Below are 13,717 nucleotides of genomic sequence, written 5' to 3' on the forward strand. Positions count from 1 at the left end.
GATGCCCCCTGTCAAAGACCGGAAGGCCGGCGGGCGCCCGCCGGCCTTCCGACGCAGCTCCCGATCTGCGCGGCGGAATGCGCGCATCGCACCCGCCCGCTCTGGCGCAAAGCCGCAAGTGCTGCCACGCTGGGCCGCCATGAGCCAGGCCGCGCCCAGCCCCGACTACGAAGCCGAATACAACAACCGCGCCCGCGTGCCGGAGCATCCCGGCATCATCGCCGGCTGGCAGGCCGATGCGGCCGCCTACCGGGCCACCGCGTTCTGCGAGCTCGGCATCGCCTATGGCGAGGGCGAGCGCCAGCGCTACGACCTGTTCAAGCCCGAGACGGTACGAGGCAACGCGCTCGTCATGTTCATCCATGGCGGCTACTGGCAGGCGCTCGACCGCAGCTTCTTCTCGCATCTGGCGCGCGGGCCGAACCGGCTCGGCCTGCCGGTCGCGGTGGTCGGCTACGATCTCTCGCCGCAGGTCCATCTCGGCCATATCGTCTGGGAGCTGCAGCAGGCGGCCGCCGCCTTGTGGCGCCGCTTCGGCCTGCCCGTGGTCGCGACCGGGCATTCGGCCGGCGGGCATCTCGCCGCCTGCACCCTGGCGACCGACTGGCGCAATGTCGACCCCGCCCTGCCCGACCGGTTGGTGCCCGCCGCCTACGGCATGTCCGGGCTCTACAACCTCAAGCCGCTCACCGAGACCAGCCTCAACGCCGCGCTCGGGCTCAGTCTCGAAGCGGCGGAGCGGGAGAGCCCGCTGTTCTGGCCGGCGCCGTCGCGGCTGACGATGGACGCGGTCGTCGGCGAAGCGGAAAGCGCCGAATACCACAGGCAGAGCCGCCGCCTGGTCGATGTCTGGGGCCTGGAAGGCGTGCAGACGCGCTACGAGGAGATCGCCGGCGCCAATCATTTCACGATCGTCGCCGGCCTCAGCGATCCCGACACAGCGATGACGCGGCGGATCGCGGCGCTCGCCGGCGCTTGATCTTCGGGCCTCCGGGGCTCTATCCAGAACCGGAGCCGGCCGGGTCGACGGCCCCGTCGGCGAATCAGTCCCTGCCCGAGAGTTGCGGAGCGCGCGATGCAGACCTTCTTCGTCGAGATCAAATGCAAGCTCGGCAAGACCTACGAGGTCGCCAGCGAGCTCGCCGACCGCGAGATCGCCTCCGAGATCTATTCGACCGCCGGCAATTACGACATCCTCGCGAAATTCCACGTCGCGGCGGATGTCGATGTCGGGCATTTCGTCGCGCAGAAGGTGCAGTCGATCCCCGAGATCGCCGACACCCATACGATCATCACCTTCAAGGCGTTCTGAGCGCCGAAACACGGCCGCCCGACCGGCTGCGGCCCCCCGAGGGCCTGCCGGCTCACCGAGCTGCGGCGGCACACGGTTCTCAACCCCGCAAAAACCGGCAGCGGCGTTGCGACGGCTTGACGGCATGGGGGCTTTCGCGCGACCAGCATCCCTCCGACCGTAGGGACCCTCGCGCCATGAAAAGCACGCTCTCCACCGATCTGCGCTCGGGCGCCCTCGTCTATCATCGCCAGCCCCGCCCCGGTAAGCTCGAGATCCAGGCGACCAAGCCGCTCGGCAACCAGCGCGACCTGGCGCTCGCCTATTCGCCCGGCGTCGCCGCCGCCTGCGAGGCCATCGTCGACGACCCGGCCGAGGCGGCCGAGCTGACCTCCCGCCAGAACCTCGTCGCCGTCGTCACCAACGGCACCGCCGTGCTCGGCCTCGGCGATATCGGCCCGCTGGCCTCCAAGCCGGTGATGGAGGGCAAGGCGGTCCTGTTCAAGAAATTCGCCGGCATCGACTGCTTCGACATCGAGGTCGAGCAGAAGAACATCGAGAAATTCGTCGAGGTCGTCGCGGCGCTGGAACCGACCTTCGGCGGCATCAATCTCGAGGACATCAAGGGGCCGGAATGCTTCGAGATCGAGGAGCAGCTCAAGGCCCGGATGAACATCCCGGTCTTCCATGACGACCAGCACGGCACCGCGATCATCGTCGGGGCGGCGGCGCTGAACGGGCTCGACCTCGCGGGCAAGAAGATCGCCGACGTCAAGATCGTCGTCTCCGGCGCAGGTGCTGCGGCCATCGCCTGCATCAACCTGCTGGTCGAGCTCGGCGCCCAGCGCAGGAACATCTGGGTCTCCGACATCGACGGCGTGGTCTACAAGGGCCGCAACACGCTGATGGACCGCTGGAAGGAGGCCTATGCGCAGGACACCGAGGCCCGCACGCTGGACGACATCATCGGCGGCGCCGACATCTTCCTCGGCGTCTCGGCCGCGGGCGTGCTGAAGCCGGAGATGGCCAAGCGCATGGCGCCGAAGCCGCTGATCCTGGCGCTCGCCAATCCCAGCCCCGAGATCACGCCCGAGGACGCGCTCGCCGTGCGCCCCGACGCGATGATCTGCACCGGCCGCTCGGACTATCCGAACCAGGTCAACAACGTCCTGTGCTTCCCCTACATCTTCCGCGGCGCGCTCGACGTCCAGGCGACGACGATCAACGAGGCGATGAAGCTCGCGGCGGTGCGCGCCATCGCGGCGCTGGCCCGCGAGGCGAGCTCGGACGTGGCGGCGCGCGCCTATGGCGGCGAGACCTCGACCTTCGGCGCGACCTCGCTGATCCCGAACCCGTTCGACCCGCGCCTGATCATGCGCATCGCCCCGGCGGTGGCGGAAGCCGCCATGACCACGGGCGTGGCGCGCAAGCCGCTGGTCGACGTGGAAGCCTATCGCGACCAGCTCTCGCGCTTCGTCTTCCGCTCCGGCTTCATCATGAAGCCGCTGTTCCAGCAGGCCAAGGCCGACCCCAAGCGCGTCATCTACGCCGAGGGCGAGGACGAGCGCGTGCTGCGCGCCGCCCAGGTGGCGCTGGAGGAAGGGCTCGCCGTGCCGATCCTGATCGGCCGCCCCGGCGTCATCGAGACCCGCATCGAGCGCTTCGGCCTGACGCTCAAGCCCGGCGTCGACTTCCAGATCGTCAATCCCGAGGACGATCCGCGCTATCGCGACTATGTCCAGACCTATCTCGACATCGCCGGCCGGCGCGGCATCACCCCGGAAGCGGCCCGCGCGCTGGTGCGCACCAACAACACCGTGATCGCGGCGCTCGCCGTGGCCCGCGGCGAGGCGGACGCGATGATCACCGGCCTCGAAGGCCGCTTCATGTCGCGGCTCAGGCACGTCAAGGACATCATCGGCCTGGCGCCGGGCGTCTGCGACCTCGCGGCGATGACGCTCGTCATCACCAACAAGGGCGCCTTCTTCCTCACCGACACCCATGTGAAGCACGATCCGACGGCGGAGGAGATCGCCGACATGACCGTGCTCACGGCGAACCATGTCCAGCGCTTCGGCATCGACCCCAAGATCGCGCTGCTCTCCCATTCCGACTTCGGCGCGGCCGATACGCCGAGCGCGCTCAAGATGCGCAGGGCGCTGGCCCTGATCCGCCAGCGCGCGCCGCATCTGGAATGCGACGGCGAGATGGAGGCCGGCACCGCGCTGGTGCCGCTGATCCGCGAGCGCGTGCTGCCCTCCTCCTCGCTCAAGGGCATGGCGAACGTGCTGATCTTCCCCAATCTCGACGCCGCCAATGTCGCCTACCAGTTCGCCAAGGTCCTCGCCGATGCGCTGCCGGTCGGGCCGATCCTGATCGGCACGAACAAGCCCGCCCATATCCTCACCGGCTCGGTGACGGCGCGCGGCGTGGTCAACATGACCGCGCTCGCGGTCGTCGAGGCGCAGGAGCGGGCGGCCCTGGCCGCGGGCCAATAGGGCCGGCGCCGGCAACGGACACCCGTCCGGCCCTGCGCCAGACGCCGGACGGTTTCCCTGCCTTGACGCTCGCAACCCCCGCGAAGCTCGGCTAGGAAGGACGCGTTCCTTTCCCCACCCAGCGGGTCCGCAGCGATGAGCCGTATCGTCTATGTCAATGGCGCCTATCTCCCGGAGGAGGAGGCGAAGATCTCGATCTTCGACCGCGGCTTCATCTTCGGCGACGGGATTTACGAGGTTTCGGCGGTGATCGGCGGCAAGCTCGTCGACTGCGAGGCGCATCTCGCCCGCCTCGAGCGCTCCTGCGGCGAGATCCGCCTCGCCCTGCCCTGGTCGAAGGCCGAGCTCGTCGCGATCCACGAGGAGCTGATCAGGCGCAACAATCTCGACGAGGGCGGCATCTACCTGCAGGTCTCGCGCGGCGCCGCCGATCGCGACTTCCCTTTCCCGAAGGACGTGCAGCCGACGCTGGTGCTGTTCACCCAGGCCCGCAACTTCGTCGACGCGCCGGGCGCGAAGACCGGCATCAAGGTCGTCTCGACGCCGGACCTGCGCTGGGCCCGCCGCGACATCAAGAGCGTCAACCTGCTCGCTCCCGTCCTCGCCAAGCAGTTCGCGCTGGAGAGCGGCGCGCAGGAGGCCTGGCTCACCGAGGACGGCGTGGTGACCGAGGGCGCCTCCTCCACGGCCTGGATCGTCAAGGGCAAGACGCTGATCTCGCGTCCGCTCTCGCACAAGGTCCTGCCGGGCATCACCCGCAAGGCCGTGCTGGCCTATCTCGCGGAATCCGGCTTCACCTTCGAGGAGCGCGAGTTCACGCTGGAAGAGGCGCTCGACGCCGAGGAGGCCTTCATCACCTCCGCGACCAGCCTCGTCATGCCGGTGACCTCGATCGACGGCCACACGATCCATAACGGCGCGCCGGGCCCGACCGCGCTGCGCCTGCGCGAGATCTATATCGACTACGCCCGCAAGGGCGGCGTGCTGGGCTAAATCCCCGCGCGGGTCATCCCGGACAAGCGGCGGGGCCGCGCCGATCCGGGATCCATGCCTGGACCGTTCCGGAATGGATCCGGGGCCTCCCGTCGGTCGCCCGGGATGACTCGAGGTGACGGAAAGGTCGTTACAGCCCCACCCGCTCCCCCATCACATAGGTCGCCGCGACATTGCGCTCGTCGCCCAGCGTGACGAGGACGAAAAGCTCCTCCGCCAGATCGCGCACCGTCTCCATGCGGTGCGCCATCGCCCGGGTCGCTCCCGCATCGAGCACGACGACATCCGCCTCGCGTCCGGCCTCGAAGCTCCCGATCCAGCGATCGAGCCCGAGCGCCACCGCATTGCCGCGCGTGATCGCATGCAGCGCCGCGAAGGCCGGCAGCGACTGCCCCTGCAATTGCAGCACCTTGTAGGCCTCGGCCATCGTCCTCAGCATCGAATAGGAGGTGCCGCCGCCGATATCGGTCGCGACCGCGACCTTCACGCCGTGTCGCCTCGCCTGGGCCCAGTCGAACAGCCCCGAGCCGAGGAACAGGTTCGAGGTCGGGCAGAACACGGCGACCGCGCCGGTCTCGGCGAAGGCCTGCCACTCGTTATGGGTCATGTGGATGCAATGGCCCATCAGGCTCCTGGGGCCGAGCAGGCCGTGGCGCCGGTAGATGTCGGCATAGTCCGCTGCCTCGGGATGGAGCTCGCGGGCGAAGGCGATCTCGGCCCGGTTCTCGTCGATATGGGTCTGGACGTGGCAATCGGGGTGCTCGGCCGCGAGACGGCCGGCCGCCGCCAACTGCTCCGGCGTCGAGGTGATCGCGAAGCGGGGCGTGACCGCATAGAGCTGCCGGCCCCTGCCGTGCCAGCGCGCGATCAGCGCCTTCGAATCGCGATAGCCGCTCTCGGCCGTGTCGGTCAGCGCCTCGGGCGCGTTGCGATCCATCATCACCTTGCCGGCGATCATCCGCGTGTTGCGCCGCTGCGACTCGGCGAAGAAGGCCTCGGCCGATTGCGGATGCACCGAGCAGTAGACGGCCGCCGTGGTGGTACCGCTGGCGAGCAGCTCAGCCAGAAAGAAGCGCGAGAGCTTTTCGGCATGGCCCTGTTCGCCGAGCTTCTGCTCCTCGACGAAGGTGTATCTGTTCAGCCACTCCATGAGCTGGGCGCCATAGGAGGCGACGACCTGCGTCTGCGGCATGTGGATATGGGCGTCGATGAAGCCCGGCATGATCAGATGCGGGCGATGGTCGACGATGTCGGCCTCCGACGGCAGCGTCCGCAGCAGGTCCCGCGCCTCGCCCGCCGCCTTGACCAGCCCGTTCTCGACGACGAGCAGGCCGTCCGCGATGAAGCGATGCGCCGCCTCGCCCGCAATCTGCGGATCGTCGAGGAACCAGAGCAGGCGGCCGCGCAGGGCGCGCAGGATGGTCGATGCGGTCACGATGGGCAGCTCCGGCGCAAATTCACATCACATCTGCACCAAATCAAAGCTTCCGGCCAAGCGCGGAACATGCCTAATCTACGGGCATGGTCTGGGGTTGCGAGCGGAGCGGGCGGAATGCGTGACAGGCTGCGCTTCCTCCTGGGCGACGCGCTCATCGAGATCGAGCGCTGCGAACCGACGCTGACGGTGCTCGACTGGCTGCGCCTCGGCCGGCGCATGACCGGCACCAAGGAAGGCTGCGCCGAGGGCGATTGCGGCGCCTGCACCGTCGTCGTCGGCCGGCTCGACCGCGGCCGGCTGCGCTACGAGGCGGTCAATGCCTGCATCCGCTTCCTGCCGACGCTGGACGGCTGCCAGCTCCTCACCGTCGAGCATCTGAAGGGCGCCGACGGCAGCCTGCATCCCGTCCAGCAGGCGATGGTGGACTGCCACGGCTCGCAATGCGGCTTCTGCACGCCCGGCTTCGTGATGTCGCTGCTGGCGCTCAGGTTGAACGAGGCGGAACCCAGCATTGCGCGCATCGAGGACGCGCTCGCCGGCAATCTCTGCCGCTGCACCGGCTACGAGCCGATCATCGCCGCGGGCCGCCGCATGGACGAGCTCGCGCCGCGGGGGGCCGATCGCTTCCTGCGGGCGCGCGAGGCGGTCGCGGCGCGCCTCGCCGCCCTCGGCGACAGCGAGACGCTGGCCCTGCGAGGCGAAAGCGGCTGCTTCTACGCCCCCGCGACCGTCGCGGCGCTGGCAGAGCTCGTCGTCGCGCATCCGCAGGCGACGCTGGTAGCCGGCGCCACCGATGTCGGGCTCTGGGTGACCAAGGCGATGAAGCGGCTCGATCCGGTGATTTACCTTGGCCGGATCGAGGCATTGCGTGCGATCACCGATGAAGGCGATCATCTGCGCTTCGGCGCGATGGCGAACAATAGCGATGTCCGCACCGCCCTGGCCGCCCTCTCGCCGCAGCTCGACGAGCTGATGCGGCGCTTCGGCGGCGAGCAGGTCCGCAATGCCGGCACGATCGGCGGCAACATCGCCAACGGCTCGCCGATCGGCGACCTGCCGCCGGCCCTGATCGCGCTCGATGCGACGCTGGTTCTGGCCCGCTCCCGTCATTGCGAGCGCAGCGGAGCGATCCAGGAAGGACCGGGCGAGGCGTCGAACCCGCCCCATCTGGATCGCTTCGCTGCGCGCGCGATGACGGCAGGGGATGGCTTGGCCCGCCGCGCCATCCCGCTCGAGAGCTTCTTCCTCGACTATCGCAAGCAGGATCGGCGGCCCGGCGAATTCGTCGAGGCCGTGCTGGTGCCGAAGCTGGCGAGCGGCATGCTGTTCCACGCCTCCAAGGTGTCGAAGCGCTTCGACGAGGATATCTCCGCCGTCTGCGGCGCCTTCCGCCTGACGCTCGGCGATGACGGGCGCATCGGCGAAGCCCGCCTCGCCTATGGCGGCATGGCCGGCATCCCGAAGCGGGTGAAGGCGGCGGAAGCGGCTCTCGTCGGTCGACGCTGGACCGAAACCGCCGCTGCGGCGGCCATCGCCGCGCTGCCGCAGGACTTCGCGCCGCTCGACGACATGCGCGCCTCGGCGCAGTATCGCATGAAGGTCGCCGGCAACCTGCTGCGGCGCTTCCTGATCGAGACGACGCAAGCGAGGACGCAGACGCGGGTCGCCGGCCTGCTGACGGAGACCGGCCATGGCTGACGCGCGCCGCAAGCTCGATCTCGCTCCGGAAACCGGCCCGGTCGGTTCCGCCCGCGCCCATGATTCCGCGCCGAAGCATGTCGCGGGCGAGGCCCTCTACATCGACGACATCGCCGCGCCGGAAGGGCTGCTGCACGCCTATCTCGGCACGAGCACGATCGCCCATGGCAAGCTGCTCTCGCTCGATCTCGACGCGGTGCGGGCGGCGCCGGGAGTCGTCGCCGTGCTGACGGCAGCCGATATCCCCGGCGCCAACGACATCTCCTCGACGCATCTGCACGACGAACCGGTCTTCGCGACGGAACGCATCCTGTTCCACGGCCAGCCACTTTTCGCCGTCGTCGCCGGGACGCGCGAGCAGGCGCGCCATGCCGCCACGCTGGCGAAGGCCGACCATGCCGAGGAGGCTCCGCAGATCGACATCGCCGCCGCGCGCGCGGCCGGCGGCAGGCTCGTTACCGAGCCGCTCAAGCTGGAGCGCGGCGATGTCGCGGCCGCCATGGCAGCGAGCCCGCGCCGGCTGAAGGGCACGATGGCGATCGGCGGCCAGGAGCATTTCTACCTCGAGGGCCAGGTCGCGCTGGCGATCCCCGGCGAGGACGAGGACATGGCGGTGCTGGTCTCGACCCAGCATCCGAGCGAGGTCCAGCACATGGTCGCCGCCGTGCTCGGCATCGGCTCGCATGCGGTGACGGTCGAGGTCCGGCGCATGGGCGGCGGCTTCGGCGGCAAGGAGACGCAGGCCAATCTCTTCGCCTGCGTCGCCGCGCTCTGCGCCCGCAAGCTCAGGCGCCCGGTCAAGCTCCGGCCCGACCGCGACGACGACATGGCGATCACGGGAAAACGCCACGACTTCGTCTGCGACTACGAGATCGGCTTCGACGAAGAGGGCCGCATCCATGCGGTCGATGCGGTCTATGCGGCGCGCTGCGGCTGGAATGCGGATCTCTCCGGGCCGGTGACCGACCGCGCCCTGTTCCACATGGACAATTGCTATTTCTACCCGGCGGTGCGGGCCCGCTCCGAGCCGCTGTTCACCAATACCTGCTCGAACACCGCCTTCCGCGGCTTCGGCGGGCCGCAGGGCATGGTCGGGGCCGAGCGCTTCATCGAGGAGGTCGCCTATGCCACCGGGCTCGACCCGCTGGAGGTGCGCCGGCGCAATCTCTACGGCGGCGCCGGTCGCGACCTCACGCCCTATCACCAGAGGGTCGAGGACAATATCGCCGGCGACGTCATCGCCGAGCTGGAACGGCGCTGCGACTACCAGGCGCGGAAGGCGGCGATCCGGGAGGCCAATGCGACGAGTCCCGTCGTCAAGCGGGGCATCGCCCTGACGCCGGTGAAATTCGGCATCTCCTTCACCGCGACCTGGTTCAACCAGGCCGGGGCGCTGGTGCATGTCTATACCGACGGCACGGTCGCGCTGAACCATGGCGGCACCGAGATGGGGCAAGGGCTCTACATCAAGGTGGCGCAGGTGGTGGCGCACGCCTTCGGCATCGGGCTCGATCAGGTCAAGATCACCGCCACCACCACCGGCAAGGTGCCGAACACCTCGGCCACCGCCGCCTCCTCCGGCTCGGATCTCAACGGCATGGCGGCGCTCGACGCCTGCGAGACGATCAAGAAGCGGCTAGCGGAATTCGCGGCGAAGCACTGGCAGGCGCGGCCGGAGGAGGTCGCGTTCCTGCCGGGACGGGTGAAGGTCGGCGCCCGCGAGATCGCCTTCAAGGACGTGATCGCAGCGGCCTATATGGCCCGCGTCCAGCTCTCGGCGACGGGCTTCTACGCGACGCCCAATATCCATTGGGACCGCAAGGCCGGTCGCGGCCATCCCTTCTACTATTTCGCCTATGGCGCGGCGGCGGCCGAGGTCGCGATCGACACGCTGACCGGCGAGTACAAGGTCGAGCGCGTCGATATCCTCCACGATTGCGGGCAGTCGCTGAACCCGGCGATCGACAAGGGGCAGATCGAGGGCGGCTTCGTTCAGGGCATGGGCTGGCTGACGACGGAGGAGCTGGTCTGGGACAGGAAGGGCCGGCTCCTGACGCACGCCCCCTCGACCTACAAGATCCCCGTCGCTTCCGACCGGCCGCGCATCTTCAACGTGCATCTGCTGGAGAACGCGCCCAACCGCGAGCCGACGATCCACCGCTCCAAGGCTGTCGGCGAGCCGCCATTGATGCTGGCGATCTCGGTCTTGCAGGCGCTCTCGGACGCGGTGGCGAGCGTCGGGGATCACCGCATCTGCCCGCGTCTCGATGCGCCGGCGACGCCGGAGCGGGTGCTGGACGCGGTGGAGCGGGTCAGAGCGGAGGCAGGACGATGAGCCTCGCCGCATTTCTGGACATGCATCGGCAGGAAGGCATCGTGCTGGTGCGGATCGAAGCCGCGGATGGCTCGACGCCGCGCGAGGCGGGAGCCTGCATGGCGGTCAGCCCCACCGCCATCGCTGGCACCATCGGCGGCGGCCAGCTCGAATTCCACTGCATCGACCTCGCCCGGCACATGCTGAGCGAGGGCGCCCCCGACCAGATCCTCGACATTCCGCTCGGGCCGCAGATGGGCCAGTGCTGCGGCGGGCGCGTGCGCGTCTCGCTGCGGCACTGCTCCTCCTCCGAGGCGGCCGTGATGGCGGCGCGCGAGAAGGCCGAGGCGAGCGCGCGGCCGGCGATCCTCGTCTTCGGCGCCGGGCATACCGGCCGCGCTTTGACGAAGGCGCTCGCCGCCCTGCCCTTCGCCGTCACGCTGATCGACGACCGCGACGACGTGATGAGCGGTTTGCCGCCCGCCGTGACCTGCATCCGCATGGCCGATCCCGTCGATGCCGTCGCGCATGCGCCGGCGAAGGCGGCTTTCGTCGTGCTGTCGCACAGCCATGCGCTCGACTACCGGCTGGCGGAGGCGGCGCTGGCGCGCGGCGACGCGGCTTATGTCGGCATGATCGGCTCGGCCACCAAGCGCGCCCGCTTCGAGGCGGGCTTCCTGCGCAGCGGCGGCCGGCGCCAGACGCTCGCGCGGCTGACCTGCCCGATCGGCGGTTCCGATGTGGACGACAAGCGTCCCGAGGTGATCGCGGCCTTGACGGCAGCCGAGCTGGTGCGTTGCTTGCTTGGCCGCCGGAAGCCGGCGAAGGGGAGACAAGCGAGACATGAACCAGCCGCGTGAGCAGGAAGTGCCGCCGCGGCTGGCGCTCGCCCATATCTCCAAGAGCTTTCCGGGCGTGAAGGCCAATGACGACATCAGCCTGAGCGTCAGGCCCGGCGAGATCCACGCCCTGCTCGGCGAGAACGGCGCCGGCAAGTCGACGCTGGTCAAGATCATCTACGGCGTCCAGCAGGCCGACGAAGGCACGATCTCCTGGAACGGCTCGCCCGTCTCGATCCCCTCGCCCAAGGCCGCGCGCAGGCTCGGCATCGGCATGGTCTTCCAGCATTTCTCGCTGTTCGACGCGATGACGGTGATCGAGAACATCGCGCTCGGGCTCGACGAGGCGGTCGATCGCGAGGCGCTGAAGGGCCAAGTCGCGGCGATCCTGCAATCCTATTCGCTGCCGCTCGATCCGGAGCGCGAGGTGCATACGCTTTCGGTCGGCGAGCGCCAGCGCATCGAGATCGTGCGCTGCCTCCTCCAGAAGCCGAAGCTGCTGATCATGGACGAGCCGACCTCGGTGCTGACGCCGCAGGAGGTCGAGCGCCTGTTCGCGACCTTGCGCCAGATCGCGGCGGAAGGCTGCTCGATCCTCTACATTTCGCACAAGCTCTCCGAGATCAAGGCGCTCTGCGACAGCGCCACCATCCTGCGCGGCGGGCGGGTCGTCGCGACCTGCGATCCCAAGGTCGAGACGACGCGGCGCATGGCCGAGCTGATGATCGGCGCCGAACTGCGCAGGATCGAGCATGGCCGCGCGAGCGGGGCCGGGGCGGTCCGGCTCGCCGTCAGCGGGCTTTCGCTGCCCGGCGCGCCGCCCTTCGGCACCGATCTCAGGGAGATCGCCTTCGAGGCGCGGGCCGGCGAGATCCTCGGCATCGCCGGCGTCGCCGGCAACGGGCAGGCCGAGCTGCTCACCGCGCTCTCGGGCGAGCGGCCCGCGACGGCGCCGGATGCGATCAGGCTCGACGGCAAGCCGATCGGCCTCGAAGGCGCCGGGGCGCGCCGGACGCTCGGCCTCTCCTGCGTGCCGGAAGAGCGCAACGGCCATGCCGCCGTCCCGGATTTCTCGCTGGCCGAGAACGGCATCCTGACCGCGCGCCACCGCCTGCCGCTGGCGCCGCACGGCATCATCAGCCGCGGCGCCGTCCGGCGCTTCGCCGATGGCGTCATCAAGCTCTTCGACGTGCGTACCACCGGCAGCGCCGCGCCCGCCCGCTCGCTCTCGGGCGGCAACCTGCAGAAATTCATCATGGGCCGCGAGATCGGCCAGCAGCCCGCCGTGCTCGTGGTCTCGCAGCCGACCTGGGGCGTCGATGCCGGAGCGGCCGCCGCCATCCGGCAGGAGCTCGTCGATCTCGCCGCCAAGGGCTCGGCCGTGGTGGTGATCTCGCAGGACCTCGACGAGCTGCTCGAACTGGCCGACCGGCTCTGCGTGATCAACGAGGGCCGGCTCTCGACGCCGCGGCCGGTCGCCAGCCTCGGCATCGACGAGATCGGGCTGATGATGGGCGGCATCCACGGCGCCGGCGAGCAGGCGGAGGCAGCCCATGCTTGAATGGCGCCGCCGCCGCGAGCCGAGCACGCCGATGCTCTGGCTCAGCCCCCTGATCGCGATCGGGCTGACCATGCTGGCCGGCATGCTGGTCTTCACGGCGATGGGCTATGACGGCTTCCACGCCGTCGGCAGCATCTTCGTCACGCCCTTCGCCGAGCCGCAGCGCTGGGCCGATATCGGCGTCAAGGCGGCGCCGCTGGTGCTGATCGCGCTCGGGCTCGCCATCGGCTTCCGCGCCAATGTCTGGAACATCGGCGCCGAGGGGCAATATGTCATGGGCGCCATCGCCGGCACCGGCGTCGCGCTCGCGACCTACGACATGAGCGGCTGGTGGATCCTGCCCGCCATGGCGCTGGCCGGCATCCTCGGCGGCATGGCCTGGGCCGCGATCCCGGCCCTGCTGCGCGTGAAGCTGCAGGTCAGCGAGATCCTGACCAGCCTGATGCTGACCTATGTCGCGGTGCAGTTCCTGTTCTTCCTGGTGCGCGGCCCGTGGAAGGACCCGGACGGCTTCAACTTCCCGCAGACGCGGATGTTCACGGCCGACCAGACGCTGCCCACGATCATGGAGGGCTCGCTCGTCCATATCGGCATTCCCGTCGCGCTCCTGCTGGCGGTCATCGCCTGGCTGCTGATGGAGAAGACCACGGCCGGCTATGCGGTGAAGGTCGTCGGCCTCGCCCCCGCCGCCGCCCGCCATGGCGGCTTCAGCGCGGCGCGCACGACCTGGGCGACGATGCTGCTCAGCGGCGGCCTCGCCGGACTCGCCGGGCTGTTCGAGGCGGCGGGCCCCTTCGGCCAGCTCACCCCACAATTCCCGGTCGGCTACGGCTTCACCGCGATCATCGTCGCCTTCCTCGGGCGGCTCAGCCCGCTCGGCATCATCTTCGGCGGCCTCGTCCTGGCCGGAACCTATGTCGGCGGCGAGATCGCGCAATCGACCGTGCGCCTGCCGCAGGCGGCGACCGGCCTGTTCCAGGCCATGCTGCTGTTCATGCTGCTGGCGACGGATGTGCTGGTGCGCTGGCGCATCGTCTGGAAGCGGAGGGCGGCTTGAGGCAGCTCGCGACCGAACCTTTCCGTCA

At 69.5% G+C, this 13,717-nt stretch carries 10 protein-coding genes; 9 read left to right on the forward strand and 1 reads right to left on the reverse strand.

Translation table 11 applies throughout. The features are described 5' to 3' along the window. Nucleotides 1-139: 139 nt before the first annotated feature. From ACWH43_RS16210 to ACWH43_RS16225, 4 genes are all read left to right on the forward strand, one after another. Nucleotides 140-979 carry an alpha/beta hydrolase gene (locus ACWH43_RS16210; RefSeq protein ID WP_158445213.1) on the forward strand — a complete coding sequence of 280 codons (840 nt, stop codon included), beginning with the start codon at nucleotides 140-142 and terminating at the stop codon, nucleotides 977-979. A 96-nt stretch (nucleotides 980-1,075) separates the two neighbouring features. Continuing rightward, nucleotides 1,076-1,312 (forward strand): Lrp/AsnC ligand binding domain-containing protein, encoded by a 237-nt coding sequence (locus ACWH43_RS16215; protein WP_158445214.1) that lies wholly within the window; start codon nucleotides 1,076-1,078, stop codon nucleotides 1,310-1,312. A 176-nt stretch (nucleotides 1,313-1,488) separates the two neighbouring features. Beyond that, a complete protein-coding gene (locus ACWH43_RS16220; protein ID WP_158445215.1) occupies nucleotides 1,489-3,789 on the forward strand; it encodes an NADP-dependent malic enzyme in 2,301 nt (766 codons plus the stop codon). A 135-nt stretch (nucleotides 3,790-3,924) separates the two neighbouring features. Continuing rightward, nucleotides 3,925-4,782, forward strand: coding sequence for a D-amino-acid transaminase (locus tag ACWH43_RS16225; protein ID WP_158445216.1), 858 nt, complete (start codon nucleotides 3,925-3,927; stop codon nucleotides 4,780-4,782). A 130-nt stretch (nucleotides 4,783-4,912) separates the two neighbouring features. Here ACWH43_RS16225 and guaD read toward each other — a convergent pair whose 3' ends face one another. After that, nucleotides 4,913-6,217, reverse strand: coding sequence for a guanine deaminase (gene guaD / locus ACWH43_RS16230; RefSeq protein WP_260348026.1), 1,305 nt, complete (start codon nucleotides 6,215-6,217; stop codon nucleotides 4,913-4,915). Nucleotides 6,218-6,334: 117 nt separating this feature from the next. On the opposite strand from guaD, the gene ACWH43_RS16235 reads away from it, so the two are divergent. The 5 genes from ACWH43_RS16235 to ACWH43_RS16255 are packed head-to-tail and all read left to right on the forward strand — an operon-like array spanning nucleotide 6,335 to nucleotide 13,689. Then, complete coding sequence (locus ACWH43_RS16235; RefSeq protein WP_158445217.1) at nucleotides 6,335-7,918, forward strand: xanthine dehydrogenase small subunit; 1,584 nt, start codon at nucleotides 6,335-6,337, stop codon at nucleotides 7,916-7,918. Then, on the forward strand, nucleotides 7,911-10,253 hold the full coding sequence (gene xdhB / locus ACWH43_RS16240; RefSeq protein WP_158445218.1) for a xanthine dehydrogenase molybdopterin binding subunit: 2,343 nt from the start codon (nucleotides 7,911-7,913) through the stop codon (nucleotides 10,251-10,253). Before ACWH43_RS16235 ends, xdhB begins: the two co-directional genes overlap by 8 nt. After that, nucleotides 10,250-11,092, forward strand: coding sequence for a xanthine dehydrogenase accessory protein XdhC (xdhC, locus tag ACWH43_RS16245; protein WP_158448287.1), 843 nt, complete (start codon nucleotides 10,250-10,252; stop codon nucleotides 11,090-11,092). Before xdhB ends, xdhC begins: the two co-directional genes overlap by 4 nt. Continuing rightward, nucleotides 11,076-12,632, forward strand: coding sequence for an ABC transporter ATP-binding protein (locus tag ACWH43_RS16250; RefSeq protein WP_158448288.1), 1,557 nt, complete (start codon nucleotides 11,076-11,078; stop codon nucleotides 12,630-12,632). The genes xdhC and ACWH43_RS16250 overlap by 17 nt, the downstream gene beginning before the upstream one ends. After that, nucleotides 12,625-13,689 carry an ABC transporter permease gene (locus ACWH43_RS16255; RefSeq protein WP_158445484.1) on the forward strand — a complete coding sequence of 355 codons (1,065 nt, stop codon included), beginning with the start codon at nucleotides 12,625-12,627 and terminating at the stop codon, nucleotides 13,687-13,689. Before ACWH43_RS16250 ends, ACWH43_RS16255 begins: the two co-directional genes overlap by 8 nt. Nucleotides 13,690-13,717 lie beyond the last annotated feature (28 nt).

It is taken from the genome of Allobosea minatitlanensis, from assembly GCF_964020775.1.